Consider the following 22,895-nt stretch of genomic DNA (forward strand, 5'->3'; position numbering starts at 1 on the left):
CAGGCAGCGCCGCCTATGCTTAGGGCCCGCACTCGCGCAATCAGGGGGATTCAGCATGAACAAGTTCAATATCGAGGCTTGGTACAAACCGGAAGGCGCCCAGAAATCATCGCCCCAGGGGCTGATCAGGTTCAGGGTTACACCGGAGATGCACCTGAAGCTCGCCGCCGCCGAGGATCAGCTCAGTGACAGCAACGACCGGCTGGAGCTGGACATCGATATAGAACAGGACGGTCTGGAACTGGAAACCCCGCCCGAATGCGGCGCCCTGAAAGACTGCAAGTTTCACGTCTACCGCCATCGCAACGACGAGCGCGGGCATTTTTTCCTGGTCGGGCACCGGGTCAGCGACGATGCCCTGGTCTACTCGAACGCCATCGTGATCGACCAGCTGGGCTGATCGGTTGCCCGGGCACGGGCCTGAACGAAAAAATCCCCGCCGGGAAAACCCGACGGGGAAAATAAACGCTCAGAGCACAGTGCAATACACAGGACGGTGGCGCTCTCAAGAATGCCGTTCAACCAGTGTGGCCTGCATTCTCACCCCCTCCCTGCCCAGTGAAGGCACGACGGGCCTCACTACAGACAGATCGATTATGCCCCGCATGAGCGCAGCCCACCCTTGTACCTGGGTGGGTTTTGCCTACGACTTTCGCGGTACTCCCCAGACCAGGACGCTCAACCGGGACGCCTTTCGCATTGCGCTTTTATTTCCGTCTGTTTACTTGAACGAAATGGACGCCAGAATTCTGCGCTCACCCTTGAACGGCTGGCGCGCGTGCAGCACCGTGTGGTTGTTGATCCAGAGCACGTCACCCGACTGCCATTTGAAATTGACGCAGGATGCATCCATCTGGCGCACCACTTCATCGATCACAGCGGCATCCATGGGTTCGCCATCGGCCGTAACCACGGCGGTCTTGCCATCGTTGCGGGCGTCGTTCCAGCCGGTGTAGACCGCGACTATGGAATTGAAGAACACCTTCTGCCCGGTTTCCTCATCAAAACGCACGGCATCCAGCACCGCGGTCTGGGTACGCACACTGCCATCGGCAAGCCATTCCCAGTTCATCCCCGCCTCACGCATTTTCGCTTCGGCTTCGGCTTTGGTGGCGACATTAAAGGTTTCTTTCCAGGAGCGGCCGATGGCGGACGCCGTGTCTGTCACCGCAGGCATTACGCGAACATAACGCACGCCCTGCTGTTCGATTTTCTGGGCAAACTCGGGTGCAAACTGCTCGATCTTGCTGAAAATCTCGCCGGAATGCAGGATAGAGGTCGCCCCACCTTCCTCGGATGCCACATCGCAGTAAAAGAAGATATACCCCGGCGGCGTCGGCACCTGGGCCATTTCATGGTGAAACGGGATGGTTTCCGACGCCGGGGATTCGTTGGCCGTGACGATACGTGACGTAGTCACCTGGCTGCGCGGCGCGGCGCCGCCGATATAGGGCATGTTCTGGTAATCGGTGGCGTTCAGCATGTCCTCGAACGCCTGCTGGCCAGGCACCGCGAAGCCACGCAGCAGCAGCGCGCCGTGCTGGATCAGCAGATCGTGCAGCTCGGCACGGTGCTCATGCACCCAGGCGTTGGCCGCTTCCGGCTGCTGCGACGCGGCCTCATCGGCGGGCGTGATAACCAGGGGAAAGTCGCGACCGTTGACCTGCTTCTGACCCTCTACACGGGATATGCTGATGCTCATGATTATAACTCTTGTTGTTGGCGGCTAGGGTTGGATTCGACCGGACACTGCATCCGATCGATATAAATCAATCGTAAATGAATCTGTAGGGCAACATTAGCAACGCCCAACCAATAAGTAAATCAATTGTGAATGAATTTACGCACAAACATCACCGTAATAACGCTAAATAACTGATTTATAAACATTAACAATTAAAAATTTATTCGCCCGGCTATAAAAAAGCCCGGGACATGCCCGGGCCAAAAAAGTTGAATTCTTGCCACCGCGTGGCTTGAATCGATCAGGACTCGAAAGACAAGCCACCCTCGGTGAGGGTAACGGCCTTGCCGGTCGCCGCCGAATGCTGTGCCGCCAGGCCAATCACCACCGCCTTGAGACCGTCATCAACGGTCACATCCACCTTGCCGCCCTCGGTCAGGGCGCGGAAGAAGCCCAGGTGCTGGTAGTAGGTCGAGCCGTTGTGGTCCCCGGCCGCCAGAATATTGGGGTCCACCGGGATCTCGGCTTCGATGGGGCCCTTGGGTTCGCGCGGACTGAGCACCACCCGCGCCACCGGTGCAGGCCCAAGCGTGGCCTCGGGCCAGAAACGCCCCGGCCCCGGCACGAAGCATTCGAGCTTGCCCCTGGGCCCGACGGCACAGATTTCTTCCTGGTAGCGCGAACCCTCGGCAAACATGTTGAGCTCCAGCATGGAGCGCTTGCCACTGGCGAAGTCCACCACCACATAGGCATTGTCGAGGATATCGGGGCGCTCGCCGCTGTAAGCTTCATCCAGGTGGTTGTGATCCTGGCCGGCCGACGCATAGACCCGCACCACTTCGTCCGCTGCCAGCAGGCGCATCAGGTCGAAGAAATGGCAGCATTTTTCCACCAGGGTACCGCCGGTATTGCGGTTGAAGCGGTTCCAGTCGTTGACCTTTTCCAGGAACGGGAAACGGTGTTCGCGCACGCTGAGCATCTGCATCGCGCCGATATCGCCCTGCTCCAGATGGCTGCGCAGCGCCGTGATGGGTGGCATGTAGCGGTATTCCATCGCCACCCACAGCGGTGCCGGGTGACGGTCCGCCGCCGCCTTGACCGCCGCAACCTGCTCCAGCTGGGTAATCACGGGCTTTTCGATCAGCACGGCGAGATCCGTGCGCGCCAGGATCGCCAGCAGCTGCTCGGCGTGCTGGTAGTTCGGGGTGACCACCACCAGGGCGTCCAGACCCTCGACCTGCAACAGCTCATCCAGGGTATCCAGCATCAGGGCACCGGGCGCCAGATGCGCCGCCTGCTGCTTCATCTGCCCATCGGGTTCGGCTATCGCCACCACCTGTGCGCCCTCGATCAGGGCGAGGTTGCGCAGATGTTCCTGCCCCATCATGCCGCAACCCAAAATACCGTATCGCACGACCTTGCTCATGTGTATGCACCCTCTCGTTTTATTATTGCTGGAAAGAAACAGATAAAAAGCCCAAAGCCGGGCGCAGCGAGCGGCACACCGCTCCCTGGCAACGCTGCCCGATCACGTAAAACACAAATGAATCATTTGTGGATGAATTATGCGCCTGTCAAAGCACTGCAGCCTCAGGACCAGCGCGCGAAATAGCGGCATTTCTGCGGGTCAAACCAGGTGCGGGAAAACTCCTCGACCTGGTTGTTGTTTGACCAGCCCTTGCGTTCAACCCGCACCAGGGTAGTGCCCGCCGCCACACCGAGCAGCTCGGCAACCCAGGGTGGCGCCTCAACGCAGTCGATACGATCCTCCACCCGCCCGATCCAGAAACCGAAGGCTTCGCGGTAATGCATATAGAGGGACTCGTGCAAATCCTCCGCCACCAGGCTGTCGCTGTGGCGATAGTCGATCCAGATTTCCTCGGCGGCTACCAGCTGGGTATTAAGGTAGCGCTTGCGCCGGATGGACCACAGCTTGGCTTCGAGATAGTCCATCTCCAGCTGCTGCGCCACCTCCGGTTCCTGGCGCATGGTCACCGCCAGAGTATCGGCACGGGGCACGCCACCGCCGCCCAGCAGTTCCAGGTGAAAGAACTGGTAAATGGCCGTGCCGGTGGGGGCGCGTTTTACATAGGTACCCGAGCCCTGGCGCCGCTCCAGCAGGCCATCGCTTTCGAGCTTGGCCAGCGCCTTGCGCAACGTCCCCACGGCCACGTTAAGGCTCGTGGCCAGCTGCGACTCCACCGGCAGTCGCTCGCCGGGCTGCCAGTGACCGGCGGCGATCTCGCGGTGCAGCAACTCGCCGATCTGGATATAGAGCGGTAATTTTTTGGATTTTCCGTTCTTCAACACAACTTGTTCCTCTAGATCCGTATCCGCAATGGTCGGCTGCACCGAAGTATCGCAGCATCCACTGGCAGAGCGTCAGTGCAATATACCGGCCCTTGGGGGAGAAACACAACAATTCATGCATGATTGATTTACATAATCAAAAGACACTGATAGGGTTACTCCACTACCGGATCCCAGACTGGCTACCGTTGATGGGCACAGTCGGCGCTACACCGGATAACAAGAACAGACCCGCCGGCCAGCTCCATGGCCTGCGCAGAACACCTGGAGACAGCCCCCTTGGAAAAAGTGCAGCTTGGTAATACGGCCGTGGAATTCAGCAGACTGGTTTACGGCGTCTGGCGTCTGGCAGACGACAGCGACACCTCGGTGGCGAATGTCCGCGCCAAGATCGATGCCTGCCTCGAGCAGGGCATCACGACCTTCGACCACGCCGACATCTATGGCGACTACCGCTGTGAAGCGCTTTTTGGCAAGGCGCTGGCGCAAGACCCGTCTCTGCGCGCATCCATGCAGCTGGTCAGCAAATGCGATATCGCCCTGGTATCCGATGCCTTCCCGGCACGACGCGTAAAGCACTACGACACCAGCGCGGCCTATATCCGCAACAGCGTTGATACCAGTCTGTCCAGGCTGCACAGCGAACAGCTGGACCTGTTGCTGATCCACCGCCCCGATCCCTTTATGGACGCAGCCCAGACCGGTGCCGTGCTGGATGACCTGGTCGACAGCGGCAAGGTGAAGGCCCTGGGCGTATCGAATTTCATGCACTGGGACTGGCGCCTGCTGCAGCAGCACATGAAGCACCGCCTGGTGGTCAACCAGATCGAGATGAACCTGCTTGAGCGCAGTGCCTTCACCGACGGCACCCTGGCGAGCATGCAGCTTGATGGCATCAGGGCCATGGCCTGGTCGCCACTGGCCGGCGGCGCCCTGTTCGGCGATAGCGCCGCAGCCCAGCGCCTGCGCCCACTGCTGGACGGTATCGCCCGCCAGTACGGCAGCAGCGCCGATCGTGTTGCCCTGGCCTGGCTGATGATGCATCCGGCCGGCATCATGCCGGTGGTCGGCACCAACAATATCGAGCGCATCCATGGCCTGGCCAGCGCCTGCGACATCCGGATCGACCGCGAAACCTGGTTCGAACTCTGGACCGCGGCCAGCGGCCAGGAAGTTCCCTGAAACCAGGGGTCTGAAGGACCACTACACTTCCACTGTCAGATAGGTCGGCGCCACGCCTGGCGAGGCGCCAACACCACTGCATCCCTGCATAATTTTAATAAAGGGGTATTGGCAGCTCATGAAAATACTCAAGTTTTGTCTGGGCACACTCGAATGGATCAATCTGCTGCTGATCCGTGCCGGCAAGTCCGTGGCCTGGGTCTGTGTCGCCGCCATGGTGGCGGCCATACTGCTGCAGGTGTTCTGTCGCTATGTACTCAATAATGCCCTGCCCTGGCCCGAGGAAGCGGCCCGCGCGCTGATGATATGGATGATGGCGCTGGTTGCCGCCAATGCCTATCGCCAGGGATCTTTTGTCGCCATCGACATGCTGCACGGTTTCCTGCCCCCAAGGGTCACCGCCGTCCTCAAGTTCTTCCTGCTGCTGGTGTCCGCCCTGGTACTGGTACAGCTGTTCAGCCTTGGGCTGGAATTTTTCGAGCGCGGTTTTCGCACCCGCGCCGCTTCCTTTGACCTGCCCCGTGCCTGGATCTACCTGGCCATGCCCGTCTGCTTCGGTACCATGCTGCTGGTGAACGCCGAGCTCCTGCTGCGGGAAATCGGCCGCCTGTTTGGCCGGCCCGAAGACTTTCCCAGCCCCGTGCTCGAGCCCAATACCGTTCCGGAAGCCGAATAAAAAGGATCACGCATCATGCTCGTACTTTTCCTGCCGCTGTTCCTGATTTTTCTGCTGATTGGCATGCCGGTGTTCTTCGCCATGCTGTCGGCCCCCGGCATCATGCTGCTGACCCAGGGCATGGATCGGGACATTCCGATGCTGTTTCGCAATATTTATAACGGCATCGATTCCTTCCCGCTGATGGCGATCCCGTTTTTCATGCTGGCCGGGGAGCTGATGAATCGGGGCGGCATCACCCTGAGCCTGGTCAACTTCTCCCAGGCCTTTATCGGCCATGTGCGCGGGGGCCTGGCCCATGTGAACGTGCTGTCGAGCATGCTGTTCGCCGGCCTCTCCGGTTCCGCCGTGGCGGATACCTCGGCCATCGGCTCCATGATGATCCCGGCCATGGAAAAGAACGGCTACACCCGGCGCTTCTCCGCCGCGATTACCGCCGCGTCTTCGGTCATAGGGCCGATCATTCCGCCCTCCGGCATCATGATCATCTACGCCTACACCATGGAAGTATCGGTGGCGGCACTCTTTGCCGCCGGTGTCGTGCCGGGCATTCTGGTGGGCCTGGGGCTGATGGCGGTGATCGCCCTGATGGCCAAGCGCTATGACTTCCCGGTAGCGGGCCCCAAACAGAGCTGGCCCGAGCGCGCAACGGCGACCAAGAGCGCCTTCCTGCCACTGCTGACGCCGGTGATTATCCTGGGCGGTATTCTGGGCGGTATCTTCACCCCCACCGAAGCCTCGGCCGTGGCGGTGGGTTACGCCCTGGTACTGAGCATCTGGGTAATGAAAACGGTCAAGGTCAGCGAACTGCCGGGCATTCTTACCCGCAGTGCCCAGTCATCCGCCGTGGTCCTACTGCTGGTCGGTGCCGCCATCGCCTTCAAGACCGTCGTCAGCCTGTCCCACACCGCCGAACACCTGGCCACCTGGGTACTGGGCATCAGCGACAATCCGCTGATGCTGCTGTTCATGATCAACATCCTGCTGTTCATCATTGGCATGTTCCTGGATGCCGGTCCCGCGATCATTATCCTGGGGCCCATACTGGCACCGGTGTTTATCGGCATTGGCGTGGACCCGATCCACTTCGCCATCATCATGAGCGTCAACCTGACCGTGGGGCTGGCAACGCCCCCCATGGGACTGGTGCTCTTTGTCGCCTCCAGTGTGTCGGGGGAAAGGGTTGAAGCCATTGCCAAATCCATACTGCCGTTCCTGTTTATCGAGATCGTGGTCATCTTCCTGATCACCTTTTTCCCGGCGCTGTCCATGACCATCCCCCGATGGCTTGGGCTCGCCTGACGTACCTCAGTGACATCCACCAACCCTACCCACAAGAAGAATCGAGAGGATTGACCCATGGTGATTAACAAGACCCTGAAATCCGCCCTGGTGGGCACCCTGGCGGGCGCGACCCTGCTGTTCGGCGCCCTCAGTTCCGCAGCCGAGTTCAACCTGCGCGCCGTGGCCAACTCCAACGAAAACGATGAAGACTACGACGGCCTCGTGGTGTTCAAGGACTTCGTTGAAGCCCATTCCAACGGACGCATCGCCGTGGAACTGTTTATTGGCACCCAGCTGTGCGCCAACGGCACCGAGTGCATGCAGGCACTGGAAGATGGCTCCGTGGACGTGTTCATCTCCACCGCCAGCGGTGTGGGCAACATGTTCCCCTATGTCCAGGTACTCGACCTGCCCTACCTGCTGCGCGATGACCGCGTCGCGGAAACCGTGCTGGCCGGTGACTTCACCCGTGAACTGCGAAAGTCCATCCTCGAGGATTCCGACGACCGCGTGCGCCTGATGACCATCGGCAACACCGGTGGCTGGCGCAACTTTGCCAACACCAAGCGCACCATCCAGACCCCCAAGGATATCGAAGGCCTGAAGATTCGCACCGTGGTCTCGGACCTGCCCCAGGAGCTGGTCAAGTCGCTGGGCGCCAGCCCGACACCGATTCCCTGGCCGGAACTCTTTACCTCCTTCCAGACCGGCGTGGTTGAAGGCTCGAAGAATGGCATCACCGACATCATGAGCATGAAGTTCCCCGAGGCAGGCCTCAAGTACATCACCCTGGATGGCCATGCCTACATGTCCGCCTACTGGTTCATGAACAACGAGAACTTCCTCGACATGCCCGAAGACATGCGCCGCGTCATCGTGGACGGTTTCTCGGCGCTGCAGCAGGCCACCTTCGCCTCGCCCAAGCGCAAGTCCATCAAGGCCTACCAGGAGTTCAGCGCCGCCGGTGGCGAAGTCTATGTACCGACCCCCGAGCAAAAGGATGCGTTCAAGCAGGCCGCCGAGCCGGTCTACACCTGGTTCAAGGGCAACGTAAAGGACGGCCAGAAATGGTTTGACCTGCTGGCCCAGGAAGCGAGCAAGGCCGAACAGGCTATCGAGGCAAGCTACGCCCGCGACCTGAAGTAAGCCCCTTAGCCCCGCGACTAAAACGTCAGCAGCATACACAAAAGCCACGCTACGCGTGGCTTTTTGCTGTCAGGCCCACAGCCCCTGTCTGGGCATCAAAGATAGCGCCGGTAAAACGCCAGTTCCTGTTCCAGCACCGCGATCTGATTGTCCAGTCGACGAAAGCCGTGGCCTTCGTCCTCGAACAGCTGCACCTGGGTATCGATGCCACCTGCACGCAGTGCTGCGCTCATGCGCAGGGTCTGGTCCGGCAACACCACCCTGTCCTGCATCCCCTGAAAGAAGATGACCGGTGCAGCGATTCGAGTGGCGTTGGCCAGCGGGGAACGGGCGCGGTAGCGGGCTGCCACCTGCTGCGGATCAAGCGCCGGGCCCAGCAGTAGCCAGTCGAGGTAACGGGATTCGAACTTGTGCGTGACCCGCCCCAGTGAAAGCGGATCACTGACACCGTAGAGACTGGCACCGGCGCGCAGGCCCTCGAGCCCCGCCAGGGCGCTGAGCGTGGTGTAGCCGCCGGCGCTGTTGCCGCGAATAAACACGCGGGCAGGATCGATGCGCCCCGCCTCACCCAGGGCCTTGATGGCAGCCGCGACATCTTCAACATCGGTGCGGCCCCAATTGCCCGCCAGGCGACGCCGATAGGCGCGGCCAAAACCCGCGCTGCCACGGTAATTCAGATCCAGCACCGCAAAACCATGACCGCACCAGTACTGCACCGCGACGCGATACACCGGATAGCTCGTCGCGGTCGGGCCGCCGTGGGTCATGATCAGCAGTGGCGGTTTTGTCATCTGTGGTGCCGCCGCCAGAGCCCCGTAGAAAAAGCCATGCACCTGCTCAGCCCCGCCCACAGCACAGCTGAACGGCTGCGGCCGCGCTACCAGATGATCCGCTTGTGCGCCACCGGCCAGCACCCTGGGTTCGGCACAGCGGGCATCAAACGCCAGTATCGCCACCCCACCCCGGTCGGTCTGCCCGATACAGTAAGGGCGCCCCTCATGTACACAGACACTGCGGATCAGACCCTGGTGCGGCGCCAGTTCCCTGACAGGCTGGCCAGGGGAAACCTGCACCAGGCGCCCGCGCCCCTGGTCCACCAGGGCACAGTAATAGTCACCGTTGTCCGCCCGTGCCCAGGTACGCAGCCCGAGCTGCCACTGGGCCACGCCGAACTCGGCTTCGAGCGGGCAAACGTTCAGCCAGCCGACGGCGGCATCCCATCGATACAGGTTCCACCAGCCATTGCAGTCGCTCACCACGTGCAATGCACCCCGGCTGTCAAAGCCCGGCTGGAACAATGACTCGTCTCCCCCGCCGACCGCACGCTGTACCGGCTGCACACAATAGCCGTTGCTATCGAGCCGGGCCTGATACAGCTGATTGCAGGTCCAGGGCTGATGGGGATGATCCCAGGCCAGCCAGGCCAGCTCGCTGCCATCCGGGCTCAGGCAGGGGGAGCTGTAAAAGTCGTGTCCGCTGCACAGCAGCTGCGGTACCCCGCCCGGCAACGACACCGCCAGAAGAATATTATCGACCTGCGCCGGCACAGCGCCACCCGGCCCAGGCAGATCGGTGCTTTCATCCCGATGCACCTCGGCCACGGCAATCACGCGCCGGCGCAGCCCATCGTACACCAGGTCGCCGTAACGGGTATTGGGGGTATGGGTCAGGCGCAGGCAATGGGCCGGGGCAGGTGCAACGGCCATATCACCGAGCGGTTGCAGCCAGATCTGCTGGTCAGCCGCGTTGACGAACAGGACCCGGTCACCGGCCACGCAGAAGGCGCCACCGCCGTATTCGTGTACACGGCTGCGCACACTGAAGCCCGCTGGCGTGAGCACCTGACGCCGCCCCTGGTACAGGCGCACCAGGCGGTTGCAGCCATCACCTGGCTGGTATTCCACCCAGAAAAGGCCATAGTGACAGGCGACAAGACCGGCGTAGTCGTGCTGTACGGCACAGGCCTCGCGGGCGCCCGGGCCAACCCCGGGAGGAGCGCCAGCGCCCGGCGTAACGCCAGGCTCAATCGCTGCGACAGAAGACACGGCTGTTACGCTCATTACGAAAGGTCATGGGCATCTCTCCGGGCGCTTCGGCTTCTAGCCGCGCCTGCAGGATCTTGCCGTGGTGCTGCGACTTGCTGCACACGGGGTCCGCGTTGGCGGCATCGCCGGTGAGCATGTAGGCCTGGCAGCGGCAGCCGCCGAAATCCTTAGCCTTCTCATCGCAGGAACGGCAGGGCTCCTTCATCCAGTCGTCGCCGCGGTACCTGTTGAAGCCAAAGGAGCGATACCAGATATCCTCCAGGCTGCGGTCCTTCACATTGGGAAACCGCACCGGCAGCTGGCGGGCACTGTGACAGGGCAGCGCCGTGCCATCGGGCGTCACGGTCAAAAAAATCTGGCCCCAGCCGTTCATGCAACCCTTGGGACGCTCCTCGTAGTAATCCGGCGTCACGAAGATCAGCTTCATCGGGTTGCCGGCGGCCTCCAGCTTTGCGCGGTATTCGCTGGTGATGCGTTCCGCCCGTTCAAGCTGGGCGCGGCTCGGCATCAGCTGTTCGCGGTTCTCCAAGGCCCAGCCGTAGTACTGGCAGGTGGCCAGCTCCACATAGTCAGCCCCCAGCTCGATACAGAGTTCGATAATGCGGTCGATGCGATCGATATTGTGGCGGTGGGTGACGAAATTCAGCACCATGGGGTAGCCATTGGCCTTGACCGCCCGCGCCATCTTCAGCTTCTGCTCGAATGCCTTGGCGGAGCCCGCCAGCATGTTGTTAACCGCCTCGTCGCTGGCCTGGAAGCTGACCTGGATGTGGTCCAGCCCCGAGGCGCGAAACTGTTCCAGCTTGGCCTCATTCAGCCCGATTCCCGAGGTGATCAGGTTGCTGTAATAACCCAGCTGACGCGCTTCCTGGATCAGCTCGTTGAGATCAGGCCGGGTCAAGGGCTCGCCGCCGGAAAAGCCCAGCTGGGCTGCGCCCATCTGCCGTGCTTCGCGCAGCACCTGCACCCACTGTTCGGTGTTCAGCTCCTGCCCGCTGGCGGAAAAATCCAGCGGATTGGAGCAGTACGGACACTGCAGCGGGCACTTGTAGGTGAGTTCCGCCAGCAGCCAGAGCGGCTGACCGGCGGGCTTCGGCGCCACATCAGGTTCACAGGCCGGTACCCCGCTAGAGGAATCGAATCCAGTTCTGTTCACAGGCCACCTCCATAAATTCGTGCACATCACAGGCCAGCGATCCGGCCTCGGGGAAAGCCTGCTGCAGCGCTGCGGTGATCGCCGCCTGGCTTTGGCTGCCATCGACCCGCGCCAGAATCTCGCCGGCACTGGGGTTGAGCTTGATCATGCCCTCGGGGTAGAGCAGCACATAGCTGTCCTGCGCCTTTTCCCATTGCAGGCGGAACATGGGGTTGAACGCCGGAATGCGCTGCGCGTCGGCCAGGAGCGCGCTCATGCCCAGGTGCTGAGTCAGTAAATCGGTCATCACAGCAGCCCCCGGTGGTAAACCCGCTTCGACGTCACCGTATGGTAGGGCGCCCGATCCAGCTGATAGGCCAGGGTCATGGCATCGAGCATGCTCCAGAGCACGTCGAGCTTGAACTGCAGGATCTCCAGCATGCGCTCCTGCGCGGCCCGGGTGCGGTAATGCGCGAGCGTAATGGCCAGGCCATGTTCCACATCCCGCCGGGCTTCGGTGAGGCGCGAACGGAAATACTGGTAGCCCGCGGCGTCGATCCAGGGATAGTGTTCCGGCCAGCTGGCCAGGCGTGACTGGTGAATGGTCGGTGCAAACAGTTCGGTCAGTGACGAGCTGGCCGCTTCCTGCCAGCTGGCCCGGCGGGCAAAATTGACATAGGCATCCACGGCAAACCGTACCCCCGGCAGCACATGCTCCTGGGACAGGATCTCGTCCCGACAGAGGCCTACGGCCTCCCCCAGTCGCAGCCAGGCTTCGATCCCGCCCTCACCACCGTCGTAGCCATCGTGGTCCAGCAGGCGCTGCACCCAGAGCCTGCGGGTGTCGCGGTCCGGGCAGTTGGCCATGATGGCGGCATCCTTCAGCGGGATGCTGACCTGGTAGTAAAAGCGGTTCGCCACCCAGCCGCGAATCTGTTCGGGCGTGCACTCGCCCGCGTGCATGGCGCGGTGGAACGGGTGGTGAATATGGTAATAGTCGCCCTTGGCCCGCAGGGCCGCCTCGAAGGCATCGGGTGACAGGGGTCGCTGCCGGGCTGACTGCAGTACTGAGCTATTCATCGCGTCGCCTCCGCGTTGTTCTTATAGTTCGATGGACATGCCATCCTCGGAAACCTCGATGCCGTGGCGACCCAGTTCGGCCCGCTCGGCGGAGTCTTCATCCAGGATTGGATTGGTATTATTAATATGAATCAGTACCTTGCGAGGCTTATTTAAGGTATCAAGAAACTCGATCATGCCACCTTCACCGAACAGCGCCAGATGCCCCATGTCACGGCCGAGCTTGGTGCCGACACCGGCGCGGATCATTTCGTCATCGTTCCAGAGGGTGCCATCCACCAGCAGGCAATCGGCCTCCTGCATGAAGGGCAGCAGGTGCGGTTCGATCACGCCAAGCCCCGGGGCATAGAACACCGACTTGCCCGTGCGGCTGTCGGTAATCAGCATACCGATGTTGTCGCCGGGATGGGGGTCGCCCTTGTGGGGCGAGTACGGTGGCGCACTGCTGGTCAGCGGCACGGCGGTAAGCGTGAGTTCCGGTACCCGGTCGATCACGAAGCTGCTGCTGCCCGGCTCCACGGCGATGCGCTGCCGGTCGATGCCGCCATTCCAGTGCCTGAGCATGTTGAACAGCGGGAAGCTCTGGCTCAGATCATCCTGCACACGGTCCGTACACCAGACCTGGTGCGGGCAACCTTCACGCAGCATCAGCAGGCCGGTGGTATGGTCAATCTGGCTGTCCATAAGGACGATGGCGGCAATGCCGGTATCCCGCAGGGCCCGGGCCGGCTGCATCGGCGCGAAGGCTTCGAGCTGGGCCCGGATATCGGGCGAGGTATTGAACAGGATCCAGTCGGTGCCATTGGCGCTGACCGCGATGGAAGACTGGGTGCGGGCTTTGGCGTTCAGGCTGCCGTCACGCAGGCCTCTGCAATTGTGACAGTTGCAGTTCCACTGTGGAAAACCGCCCCCGGCTGCCGAGCCCAGAATTTGAATTTTCATTATTATCGTGTCCGCCTGGCTGAGCGATGCGGGAAAGCGACGGTGATAGCGCCGCTTTCGCACTGAATTGGAAAGGCCCCGCAGTGCGAGGCCAGGCGCTTAGCGGTTGGCGAAGTACATGGTGACTTCGAAGCCTATGCGCAGGTCGGTGTATGCCGGTTTAGTCCACATGGTGCGTTCCTCATCGTTGTTGTTGATCGAGCCTTGGGGCGAATCTGAATCCGCTACCTGTCGATGATAGGAAGCCCGGGGTCTGTACAGAATGGTACTTTGGAACTAAAACCCGCCTGAATAGGTAGTAGAGGCGCCGCCGGCTGTAACAGGCAGTAAAAACAGGTGCCGCACAGCGCCCGGTAACGGCACTGAGCATCCACACTAAAAAGACAAGACTAACCTCGCGGCCGAACCGGCGGAGCCTCCACAGCATCGAGGCTGTCGCTGCGCTGCAGGGATTCGGTCAACGGGCAGGACAGCGCACCAGTCTGGGCCTGACAGGCATCAACAATCGCAGCCAGGGCGATTTCCATGCGTTGCAGATCCGCCAGCTTTTGCCGCACCTGCTGTAGCTTGCCCTCGGCCAGGCGACTCGCCTCCCGGCAGTGGCTGCCATCTTCCAGGCGCAGCAGCTGAGCCACCTCCTCCAGGCTGAATCCCAGACCCTGGGCCGACCTGATGAACCCCAGGCGCCTGATATCCGCGGCACCGTAGCGGCGAATACCCCCCTGGAGCCGGTTGGGTACCGGCAGTAGCCCCTTGCGCTGGTAAAAGCGGATTGTCTCCACTGTGACACCACCCTGGCGGGCAAAAGCGCCGATGGTCAGTTGATCCTGCTGTATTTCCATGCCACTTGACCCCGTACCTGACTACGGTCGTAACCTTAGCTCAACAGCAGGTGCAGCGAAAGCCGACCTGCCAGGGCCAACCAAAGGTGAATACATGAAAAACCCACAACGACTGCTGAAAACGGGCATCGCAGGTACGGTAATAGTCGCTCTGTGCTGCTTTACACCGGTTCTGGTTCTGCTGCTGGGGGCCCTGGGCCTGTCGGCGCTTGTCGGCTATCTCGACATTGTACTGCTGCCGGCACTGGCCGGTTTTGTCTGCCTGACCCTTTACGCCCTGTGGCGCAAGGCCAGCTGCAGTTCAGGCCCCGACAGCAAAACCAGGAGCTAACCCCGGATGAACAGCGAGCTGGATAACCACGACACTGGCGCGGACGCGCCTCTGCACGGCAAGCCACTGCGGATTGCCATCATCGGCACTGGCGCTGCCGCCATGGCCGCGGCGCTGAAGGCCGTTGAGCGCGGCGCCAGGGTGACCCTGATCGAACGCGCCCAGGTCGGTGGCACCTGCGTCAATACCGGCTGCGTACCGTCCAAGATCATGATCCGGGCCGCTCATATTGCCCGGCTGCGTCGCGAAAGCCCGTTCGACGGCTGTATCGAACCGGCGTCTCCCGCGGTATCCAAAGCCCGGCTGCTGCACAAGCAGCAGGCGCGTGTCGCTGCCCTGCAACAGGCCAAATATGCCGACATTCTGCAAAGCACGGACGGCATTACCCTGTTACGCGCAGAAGCCCGTTTCGACAGTGCTTCCGGCCTGCGGCTACAGGTGCACGGTGGTGAAGAACGGCTGCTGGCGTTCGATCGCTGCCTTGTCGCGACCGGTAGCCGCCCTGCAGTGCCGGCCATAGCCGGTCTTGAGGACACTCCTTACTGGACCTCGACCGAGGCGCTGGCATCCGACACCCTGCCAGCCAGGCTCGCAGTGATAGGATCTTCCGCTGTGGCGGTGGAACTGGCGCAGGCGTTTGCCCGCCTGGGTAGCGAGGTGACCTTGCTGGCACGCTCGACCCTGTTTTCCCGTGAAGACCCCGCCATCGGCCAGGCCATCACCAGCGCACTGCGCGACGAGGGCATCCGGGTGCTTGAGCACACCCAGGCCCGCCGCATCGCTCACCGCGACGGTGAATTCAGCCTTCAGCTACAGCAGGCCGATGCACCCGGCGCTTGCACCCTCGCTGCCGACCGGCTGCTGGTGGCTACCGGCCGCACACCCAACACCGCCGCCCTGACCCCGGAGTGCGCCGGTATCCCGCTGACCCCTGAGGGCGCCATCGCGGTTGACCGGCAGATGCGCACCGGCATAGCCGGTATCTATGCCGCCGGAGACTGTACCGATCAGCCCGAATATGTCTATGTCGCTGCAGCCGCCGGGACCCGCGCCGCCATCAACATGACTGGTGGTGAAGCGAGCCTGGACCTGACATGCGTACCGGCGGTGGTGTTTACCGACCCCCAGATCGCAACCGTGGGCTACAGCGAAGCCCTGGCGCGTCTTGCCGGGATTGACACCGACAGTCGCACCCTGACGCTGGACAACCTGCCCCGCGCCCTGGTGAATTTCGACACCCGTGGATTTATCAAGCTGGTAACCGATGCCCGCCACGGGCGCCTGATTGGCGTTCAGGCCGTCGCACCCGAGGCCGGAGAACTCATCCAGAGTGCGGCGCTCGCCATCCAAGGCCGCATGACGGTCCAGGCACTCGCCGGCCAGCTCTTCCCCTACCTGACTGCAGTGGAAGGACTCAGGCTCGCGGCCCAGACCTTCAGCTCGGATGTGACCCGGTTATCCTGCTGTGCCGGCTGATGACAGCCTCGCGGTTCCCATAACAAGGCCCTAGCCGGCAATCACGCTATTGCGCAGCACGCCCAGCTTCTCGACCTCGCACTCCACAAGGTCCCCGGGTTTCAGATACCAGGCCTGGGGGTCGGTATGGAACACGGCACAGCCGGCGGGCGTGCCCGAGCTGACCAGGTCGCCGCCCACAAAGCCCTGGCCCGAGTAGTAGCTCACGATCTCGGCCATGCTGCGGCACATGCGGCCGGTGGAGGACTGCTGGCGAATCTCGCCGTTCACCCTGAGACTCATGGCGAGATTCTGTACATCCCCCACTTCGTCCGCCGTCACGATACAGGGGCCGATCGGGCAAAAGGTATCCAGCGCCTTACTGTAGCCGCAGCTGCGATTGGGAAACTCCGTTGCCTGAATGTCCCGCGCCGTAACATCGTTGAAAATCAGATAACCGCCGATGGCGTTCCCGGCCTCCTCGACGGATAGCCGGCGGTGCCGCACGCCCTTGATGACCGCGCAGATTTCCAGCTCGTAATCGACTTCCCGGGTCAGCTGCTGTGGATAGACGATGGCCGCGTCCGGCCCTATACAGGCACTGGTGTTCTGGTAAAAACCGATCCAGGGCTTTTCGACCTCGTAGTTGAAGCCCGCCTCGCCCATTTCGTCGATATGCTCGAGGAAGTTGCCCGCGGTATGCCACAGTTTTGTCGGCTGAATCGGCGCCAGCAGCTGCACATCCTCACGCCGGAACTGCAGCATTTCGCCGCCCACGCCCCGCAGCCCCGGATCATTTTTTTCGATGACAAAGACCTCGGCACGGCGCGCCGCATCGAGGCTGCGGTCATCGCCGGCAAAGAGCTCGCGCATGTCGGCGGGCACCAGGGCGTCCGCCATCGCCTGGGGCCTCGGGTCATTGTGGGCATCAAGGGCAAAGGCGGCATAGGCGTAGTTAAGGTCCACCACCTGCTCGCCACGGGCAGTGGCAACCAGCGCGCCGATGCGCTTGATGCCCACGGGATTCAAAAAGGTTACTAGTTTCATTCTACGGCCTCGGTCGTCCGGCCTTGCCGCCCTGCGCCCCCGGCACACGAAGCCGGGAACGACCGCCAGGCGACCCGCTACGGATGCTGGTGTTGATCGCTCAGTACATTTACATAATTATGTAATTAATAATTCATAATAAGAGCAGCTGTCAACCACTCGGTACCTGGCTTGATCCAGATCAACAGCGCCTGGCACCGATGGGCGTAGTATGGAAACCGTCCCAATTCCTGCGGGGGAAATCGCCATGAAACTTCCAACCCTTGCGACCCTGCTTGGTACCGCTGTACTGAGTGCAGCGATACCGATACTTGCCGCCAACCTGCCCACAGAGCAGGCACTGCTCACCACCCCGCCCCGGGTGCCCGCCGCAACCGGGCGCGATTACCCTGCCCGTGTGGTGGTCAAACTCGAAACCATTGAAAAAACCATGCGCCTGGCGGATGGCGTGGACTACCACTTCTGGACCTTTGGTGGCAGCGTACCCGGCAGCTTTATTCGCGTACGCCAGGGCGACGAGGTGGAATTCCACCTCTCCAACCACCCCGGTTCCAGCATGCCCCACAATATCGATCTGCACGCCGTAACAGGTCCCGGAGGCGGCGCTGCGGCGTCCTTCACCGCACCCGGACACAGTACAACATTCAGTTTCAGGGCACTGAACCCGGGCCTCTACGTTTATCACTGCGCCACCGCGCCTGTGGGGATGCATGTCGCCAACGGCATGTACGGTCTGATCCTGGTAGAGCCTGCAGAGGGCATGGCCGCGGTGGACCACGAGTACTACGTGATGCAGGGTGATTTTTACACGGCAGGCGGTCATGGTGAGCCTGGGCTGCAACCGTTTGACATGGCCAAGGCCATTCGCGAACAGGCCGACTACGTGCTGTTCAACGGTGCCGTAGGGGCTCTGAGTGGCGACCAGGCACTGCAGGCCGAGGTTGGCGACAGTGTACGGCTCTATGTCGGCAATGGCGGCCCGAACCTGGTGTCGTCCTTCCATGTGATCGGGGAAATTTTCGACAGTGTTCAGATGGAAGGCGGCAGCGTGCGCAACGAGAATGTGCAGACCACCCTGATACCCGCAGGCGGCGCCGCCATTGTGGAATTCAAACTGGAGGTGCCGGGCGATTTCCTGCTGGTCGACCACGCGATTTTTCGTGCCTTCAACAAGGGCGCCCTGGGCACGCTGCGCGTCAGCGGTCCACGGAATACCGCCATCTATTCAGGCAAGCAGGCCGAAACGGTTTACCGCCCGGAAGGGGCCACCGTTCAGCAGCTCGATACGCCCGTCCCAACCGCCCCCGTCGCCACCAGCCTGAACGACCAGATTCGCCTTGGTGCACGCCTGTACGCACAGAACTGCGCCGCCTGCCATCAGCCTGACGGTCAGGGCATCGACAGGGCCTTTCCCCCGCTGGCCGAGTCCGATTACCTCAATGCCGATACCGGGCGTGCCGTCGATACCGTGCTGCAGGGCCTCAAGGGCCCCATTCTGGTCAATGGCCAGGGTTACAACAGTGAAATGCCTGCCTTACGACTGGGGGACGCGGATATCGCCAATATCCTGACCTATGTGCTGCACAGCTGGAATAACACTGCAGCGCAAATAACGCCGGCACAGGTCGCGCAACGGCGCAGCGCCCTGGCCCGGCAGTGATCAGAGCCCGGAGCCTGCACGGTCCCGCTATTTGGAAACAGATAAGAATTCACGCAAGGAGATACCGCGCCGCACTCAGAAAAAGCGCCAGGGCAAATGTAACTTGAACTCAACCGCCAAAGCGGCAGAAACGGCCCTGTTCCGTAACCTGCAACTGCGCAGGCGCTCCTGTTCAGTACGGAGAAAAAGCCACGAAGATGGTGATAACCAGAGACACCAGAAAAACGCCCCAACCCTGATCCGCGATGATGTTCATGATCTGTATGTATCCTTCGCCCTGCCCAATCGGCTTGTTGATTTCGACGTCCGTGCCTCGGAATGCGCCGCGTCAACCTTGACGGGGGATCTGCTGGATCAAGGTACCTGACGCAGACACAGCAGGCCTGCGCTGGCGCTGAGGTACTGCCTTAGAGCTTGGCTCAGGAAAGCGAGTGCCGCCAGTTGTCGGTACGGTATATTTGCTCAGGGCCTGAAATAGTCGTCCCAGCGACGATTCAGCAACCCAATCGCCTCGTTTAAGGGTACCGCCCTGAGCAGCCCTTCAGCCTCGTGCACCAGCGCCAGTGCCTGCAGCTTGTGCAGGGCATCGTCTATTTCAAAATCGAGACGGCAACCCAGCTGCTCGGCAAAGCGCTGCTCGATACGCCGATCAAGCTCCGCCCTGGACAGGGGGGCGTCGGCAATCAGCAACTGGTAGTAGGCGAGCATCGCCTCCTTGACCTCCTCTTCCTCGGCATCATCGGCCAGGCGATGAAACACGCCTGCGTTGTTGTCCAGGTTCTTGAAATAGAGGTTTTGCGTAAGCGCCTGCATGAACCGCAGCTTGCGATTCTTGAAGGTGTTGAACTGTTTCCACAGATAGCCCCCCAGGGCTGCAACACCGGTCAGCAGCACCATGACCACCGCCTCGTTGAGTTCCACCGGCTGCGTACGCAGCCCCAGCCAGAAACCCAGCAGCGAGCCCAGCACCACCAGGGACGCCCCCAGCTTTGTACTCAGGACAATGCCGCCACTCACCAGGGCCGGTATGCCGATCAGCAGCTTGTCGATGGTACGCATGCGCACATGGGTATTGGGAAAGAGCATTTCCAGGTCGGCCTTGGGCACGTTCTGGAACAGTTTGAGCAGGGTGGAACCCGCCTGCGCGCCTTCGTTACGAAAACGCAGGTACAGCACCACCCGATCGTAATTGACGAACTCGATTTCCCGCCGGAACAGGCCGAAGCAGCTGCTCAGCTGTTCGGTGCGCTTCGCCTCGCCACGGCAAAACAGCAGCACCTGGGAAAAATCGTCAAAGTCCACCTTGAGACTGACCTTGAAGACGGAACTCTGGGCGAGCGCCTGATTAAGATCCTCCTGGCTGATCACCTCGTAATTGGCTTTCTCGAGCAGCACGCCAAGCGCCGTAGCGAAGTCTTCGCCGCCCGCCGGCTCGGTCGCCTGGAGCCGTGGCATCGCCCGGGTATCGGCATCCGGCGCCTGGGTTGCGTAGCTGTCCTTCAGGCTTTCTATAAGAACACGAAAGTCATGATGAAAAACGCTGTCCAGCAGGTTGCAAAACTGTATCAGCGCAGCGCGCTGGCAGGCCAGGGATTCAGGCTGAGTGGCAAGATCCTGCAGGCACCAGGCAAGCAGGTCTTTTCTGCGGTACGGGATAAAGCGAAACTGTTTCTCCGCTACATCATTGCTGCGATTACCGGTCACCGGGACTCCTGTCGAATCGGTCTGTGTTGCCAGAATGGGCAGGTGCCATCATTAGACCCTGCCCGGTGGCAGCTGAACAGGCCTTAGCCGCAGACAACGCCAAAGCCCCGGGGACGCCACCCGGGCTATCAGGGTGCCTGGAATTTACCGCCGACACGGGAAACTTCGACATCGCCCGCCAGGCGGCTTGCGGCCTCTTGGTGGCGGGCAGCAAAGGTCGCAGTCCGCATTGCGATGTCCTTGCTGTGGCTATGGTGCAGGGCGTGGCCCCTGGCATCAAAGGTGACCTGCTCAGCATTGGGGGCCTGGCGCGCCAGCCGTTCACTGTGATTCCAGTCAACCACGATACGATCGGCAGTGCCGGTGAGCAGCAGCAGCGGCTGCCTGATTTCTTGATAACGGGCGCTTTGCTGTGCCAAGAACAGGCTCAGGTCACGGGCGTCCTGGGCATCGGCCAGGAAGCTGTGCGGACGCAGCGCCAGCTCCACAGCGGTGCTCTGACGGTAATTGTGGGGAACGGGGTTGGGCGCGAATACTGCTGTGACCTTCCTGCCCAGGTAGCGAGGTTGGCAGCTAAGGCAAGGGGCAAGGGGCAAGGGGCAAGGGGTAAGATAACGGTATAAACACAGACGAACAGGGGCCTGGGGGACGAGCCAGGCCCTTGGCTATTTGAGGATGCAGGACTTGGCGAATTCACCGGCATCGTTGACAGTCCACTCGCCCTTGGGTTTCTCCTCCATCTGCGTACACCAGGCATCGGACCCGACTTGCGGGCTGCAACCCTGGATCAGCAGCAGGCTACCCAGGGCGACTGCAACAAGCGTGGGGGTGGCGAATAAACTGGACATGGGCTCTACAGCTCCTTTGCATGGGGTCATGCGCCAGCCTAGCTGCAACACCTGGCGCCGTAAAGCACCCACTGTGGCCGTCACAGGGACAGATGCGCTGCTGGCAGGCTGTTAGATCCCTTCAGCCAGACTGGCATCCCAGGGTAACCAGGGCAATCCCGACTGCAATGCCGCCACCTGGGTCTCCCGCTCCCGCCCGAGATAGCCGTACACCCGGATGCCAAACACATGCATCATCAGGCTCGCGGCCCGCTGTTGTGCCAGCAACGGCGGATACTCGCGCACCAGGTATTCAACATAGATGTTTTCGATCTGGCCTAGATAGCTACAGATTTTCCGGTGCAACTCTCCCCCGCTGGCCGCCAGTTCAAGCTGACTCTTGACCAGAAAGCAGCTGCAATAGTCCGTCCTGCTGGCCTCGTCCAGCATGCGCAGCAGCTGGCGGCACAGACCGACGCCGACCGAAGGAGCCGATTCCAGGGTCTGGCGCAGCGTCTCGCGGGACTGGCGCGCATAGTGGTCCAGCGCGGCCTGGTATAGACCCTCCTTGTTGCCAAAGGCCAGGTACAGGCTGCCAGGCTTGAGCCCGGTTGCCTTCACCACGTCCTGCATGGAGGCGCCACTGAACCCCTGCTGCCAGAACAGCCGGGTGCAATCCTGAATCACCGCCTCCCGATCAAACTGTACCCGTGTCATGCCTGTCACCACCTCTATCAATACGCAATGCAGTATAACCCCTGCTTGAACATACATTCAAATTAAACTTGAACGCCCATTCAAGCCGTGTTTGAATAACAGCCTACACCGACCCCGGAGAACCCCATGATCAAGTTCTTTTTTAACCGCGCACCCAACCCGTTGAAGATCTCGCTGTTCCTGGAAGAAACCGGGTTGCCCTACGAGCTGGCCCCGATCGACAGCATGAAAGGCGAACAGCACAGCGCCGCCTTTCGTGCCATCAACCCCAACGGCAAGGTGCCCGCCATTGAAGACAATGGCACACGGGTCTTTGATTCCACGGCCATTCTGCTCTACCTGTCGGAGAAAACCGGCAAGCTGGCAGGCAAGGCCGAGAATCGCGGCGAACTGCTTTCGTGGCTCATGTTCATTGCCAGTGGCCTTGGGCCCTTTTCCGGCCAGGCGGTACACTTCAAGCACATGGCGCCTGAAAAGCTCCCCTACGCCATCAACCGTTACGACCGCGAAGCACAGCGCCACTATGAAGTGCTGGATGAACACCTTGAAAACCGCGCCTATATCCTGGGGGACGACTTCAGCATCGCCGATATCTCTGCCTGGGGCTGGATCGACAAGGCCAGCGTCGTACTGGGTGACAACGCCCTGCAGGCCTACCCGAATATCCAGCGCTGGTTCGACAGCGTGAACAGCCGCCCGGCCGTTGCCCGCGCCCGAGAGGTCGGCAAGGACATCAGCTTCAAGTCCGAGCGTGACGAGGAAGCCCTGCGCGCCCTGTTCCCGCAAAACTACCCCAAGACGTCTGGCGCTGCCGGGCAGGCCTGAGGA

25 protein-coding genes are annotated in these 22,895 nt (G+C 61.3%); 10 read left to right on the forward strand and 15 right to left on the reverse strand.

The window, feature by feature from the left end; genetic code table 11:
* The first annotated feature begins 55 nt into the window (after positions 1-55).
* A complete protein-coding gene (locus tag KDW95_RS04995) occupies positions 56-400 on the forward strand; it encodes a hypothetical protein (RefSeq protein ID WP_255855178.1) in 345 nt (114 codons plus the stop codon).
* Positions 401-721: 321 nt separating this feature from the next.
* Here KDW95_RS04995 and KDW95_RS05000 read toward each other — a convergent pair whose 3' ends face one another.
* From KDW95_RS05000 to KDW95_RS05010, 3 genes are all read right to left on the reverse strand, one after another.
* A complete protein-coding gene (locus KDW95_RS05000) occupies positions 722-1,702 on the reverse strand; it encodes a TauD/TfdA family dioxygenase (protein WP_255855179.1) in 981 nt (326 codons plus the stop codon).
* Between the two features lie 283 nt (positions 1,703-1,985).
* Positions 1,986-3,110: a Gfo/Idh/MocA family protein gene (locus KDW95_RS05005; protein ID WP_255855180.1), complete on the reverse strand. Its 1,125-nt coding sequence runs from the start codon at positions 3,108-3,110 to the stop codon at positions 1,986-1,988.
* Between the two features lie 164 nt (positions 3,111-3,274).
* Complete coding sequence (locus tag KDW95_RS05010; protein ID WP_255855182.1) at positions 3,275-3,994, reverse strand: GntR family transcriptional regulator; 720 nt, start codon at positions 3,992-3,994, stop codon at positions 3,275-3,277.
* Positions 3,995-4,303: 309 nt separating this feature from the next.
* Here KDW95_RS05010 and KDW95_RS05015 point away from each other — a divergent pair, with 309 nt between their 5' ends.
* The 4 genes from KDW95_RS05015 to KDW95_RS05030 all read left to right on the forward strand — a co-directional run bounded on the left by KDW95_RS05015 (position 4,304) and on the right by KDW95_RS05030 (position 8,282).
* Entirely contained in the window at positions 4,304-5,176 is an 873-nt protein-coding gene (locus KDW95_RS05015) for an aldo/keto reductase (protein ID WP_255855183.1), read from the forward strand.
* Between the two features lie 118 nt (positions 5,177-5,294).
* Positions 5,295-5,852 (forward strand): TRAP transporter small permease, encoded by a 558-nt coding sequence (locus KDW95_RS05020; RefSeq protein WP_255855185.1) that lies wholly within the window; start codon positions 5,295-5,297, stop codon positions 5,850-5,852.
* Between the two features lie 15 nt (positions 5,853-5,867).
* On the forward strand, positions 5,868-7,154 hold the full coding sequence (locus KDW95_RS05025) for a TRAP transporter large permease (RefSeq protein WP_255855186.1): 1,287 nt from the start codon (positions 5,868-5,870) through the stop codon (positions 7,152-7,154).
* Positions 7,155-7,211: 57 nt separating this feature from the next.
* Positions 7,212-8,282: a TRAP transporter substrate-binding protein gene (locus KDW95_RS05030; RefSeq protein ID WP_255855187.1), complete on the forward strand. Its 1,071-nt coding sequence runs from the start codon at positions 7,212-7,214 to the stop codon at positions 8,280-8,282.
* Positions 8,283-8,377: 95 nt separating this feature from the next.
* Here the strand turns inward: KDW95_RS05030 and KDW95_RS05035 are convergent, their stop codons facing one another.
* From KDW95_RS05035 to merR, 7 genes are all read right to left on the reverse strand, one after another.
* A complete protein-coding gene (locus KDW95_RS05035) occupies positions 8,378-10,342 on the reverse strand; it encodes a S9 family peptidase (RefSeq protein WP_255855188.1) in 1,965 nt (654 codons plus the stop codon).
* Complete coding sequence (pqqE, locus tag KDW95_RS05040) at positions 10,305-11,483, reverse strand: pyrroloquinoline quinone biosynthesis protein PqqE (RefSeq protein ID WP_370646669.1); 1,179 nt, start codon at positions 11,481-11,483, stop codon at positions 10,305-10,307. The genes KDW95_RS05035 and pqqE overlap by 38 nt, the downstream gene beginning before the upstream one ends.
* A complete protein-coding gene (gene pqqD, locus KDW95_RS05045; RefSeq protein ID WP_370646670.1) occupies positions 11,455-11,769 on the reverse strand; it encodes a pyrroloquinoline quinone biosynthesis peptide chaperone PqqD in 315 nt (104 codons plus the stop codon). The genes pqqE and pqqD overlap by 29 nt, the downstream gene beginning before the upstream one ends.
* Positions 11,769-12,542 (reverse strand): pyrroloquinoline-quinone synthase PqqC, encoded by a 774-nt coding sequence (pqqC, locus tag KDW95_RS05050; protein WP_255855189.1) that lies wholly within the window; start codon positions 12,540-12,542, stop codon positions 11,769-11,771. The genes pqqD and pqqC overlap by 1 nt, the downstream gene beginning before the upstream one ends.
* A gap of 21 nt (positions 12,543-12,563) precedes the next feature.
* Positions 12,564-13,484 (reverse strand): pyrroloquinoline quinone biosynthesis protein PqqB, encoded by a 921-nt coding sequence (pqqB, locus tag KDW95_RS05055; protein ID WP_255855191.1) that lies wholly within the window; start codon positions 13,482-13,484, stop codon positions 12,564-12,566.
* A gap of 99 nt (positions 13,485-13,583) precedes the next feature.
* Entirely contained in the window at positions 13,584-13,655 is a 72-nt protein-coding gene (gene pqqA / locus KDW95_RS05060) for a pyrroloquinoline quinone precursor peptide PqqA (protein WP_003243383.1), read from the reverse strand.
* Between the two features lie 218 nt (positions 13,656-13,873).
* On the reverse strand, positions 13,874-14,326 hold the full coding sequence (gene merR, locus KDW95_RS05065; protein WP_255855192.1) for an Hg(II)-responsive transcriptional regulator: 453 nt from the start codon (positions 14,324-14,326) through the stop codon (positions 13,874-13,876).
* A 94-nt stretch (positions 14,327-14,420) separates the two neighbouring features.
* Between merR and merF the strand changes: the two genes are divergently transcribed.
* A complete protein-coding gene (merF, locus tag KDW95_RS05070; RefSeq protein WP_255855193.1) occupies positions 14,421-14,657 on the forward strand; it encodes a mercury resistance system transport protein MerF in 237 nt (78 codons plus the stop codon).
* Positions 14,658-14,663: 6 nt separating this feature from the next.
* The gene (merA, locus tag KDW95_RS05075) at positions 14,664-16,133 is read left to right on the forward strand and encodes a mercury(II) reductase (protein ID WP_441813623.1); all 1,470 of its coding nucleotides are present in this window, start codon (positions 14,664-14,666) and stop codon (positions 16,131-16,133) included.
* A 30-nt stretch (positions 16,134-16,163) separates the two neighbouring features.
* On the opposite strand, the gene KDW95_RS05080 is transcribed toward merA, so the two are convergent.
* A complete protein-coding gene (locus tag KDW95_RS05080) occupies positions 16,164-17,159 on the reverse strand; it encodes a fumarylacetoacetate hydrolase family protein (protein ID WP_255855194.1) in 996 nt (331 codons plus the stop codon).
* A gap of 247 nt (positions 17,160-17,406) precedes the next feature.
* Between KDW95_RS05080 and nirK the strand changes: the two genes are divergently transcribed.
* Entirely contained in the window at positions 17,407-18,819 is a 1,413-nt protein-coding gene (gene nirK / locus KDW95_RS05085) for a copper-containing nitrite reductase (RefSeq protein ID WP_255855196.1), read from the forward strand.
* Between the two features lie 31 nt (positions 18,820-18,850).
* Positions 18,851-19,186 (forward strand): hypothetical protein, encoded by a 336-nt coding sequence (locus tag KDW95_RS05090; RefSeq protein WP_255855197.1) that lies wholly within the window; start codon positions 18,851-18,853, stop codon positions 19,184-19,186.
* A gap of 95 nt (positions 19,187-19,281) precedes the next feature.
* Here the strand turns inward: KDW95_RS05090 and KDW95_RS05095 are convergent, their stop codons facing one another.
* From KDW95_RS05095 to KDW95_RS05110, 4 genes are all read right to left on the reverse strand, one after another.
* Positions 19,282-20,523 carry a TMEM143 family protein gene (locus tag KDW95_RS05095; RefSeq protein WP_255855198.1) on the reverse strand — a complete coding sequence of 414 codons (1,242 nt, stop codon included), beginning with the start codon at positions 20,521-20,523 and terminating at the stop codon, positions 19,282-19,284.
* A gap of 128 nt (positions 20,524-20,651) precedes the next feature.
* A complete protein-coding gene (locus KDW95_RS05100) occupies positions 20,652-21,011 on the reverse strand; it encodes an alpha/beta fold hydrolase (RefSeq protein ID WP_255855199.1) in 360 nt (119 codons plus the stop codon).
* 177 nt (positions 21,012-21,188) lie between these two features.
* The gene (locus tag KDW95_RS05105) at positions 21,189-21,371 is read right to left on the reverse strand and encodes a DUF3012 domain-containing protein (protein WP_255855200.1); all 183 of its coding nucleotides are present in this window, start codon (positions 21,369-21,371) and stop codon (positions 21,189-21,191) included.
* A gap of 111 nt (positions 21,372-21,482) precedes the next feature.
* A complete protein-coding gene (locus KDW95_RS05110; RefSeq protein WP_255855201.1) occupies positions 21,483-22,067 on the reverse strand; it encodes a TetR/AcrR family transcriptional regulator in 585 nt (194 codons plus the stop codon).
* A gap of 126 nt (positions 22,068-22,193) precedes the next feature.
* On the opposite strand from KDW95_RS05110, the gene KDW95_RS05115 reads away from it, so the two are divergent.
* The gene (locus tag KDW95_RS05115) at positions 22,194-22,892 is read left to right on the forward strand and encodes a glutathione S-transferase family protein (protein ID WP_255855202.1); all 699 of its coding nucleotides are present in this window, start codon (positions 22,194-22,196) and stop codon (positions 22,890-22,892) included.
* Positions 22,893-22,895 lie beyond the last annotated feature (3 nt).

It is taken from the genome of Marinobacterium rhizophilum (assembly GCF_024397915.1).
Taxonomy (GTDB): Bacteria; Pseudomonadota; Gammaproteobacteria; order Pseudomonadales; family Balneatricaceae; genus Marinobacterium_A; species Marinobacterium_A rhizophilum_A.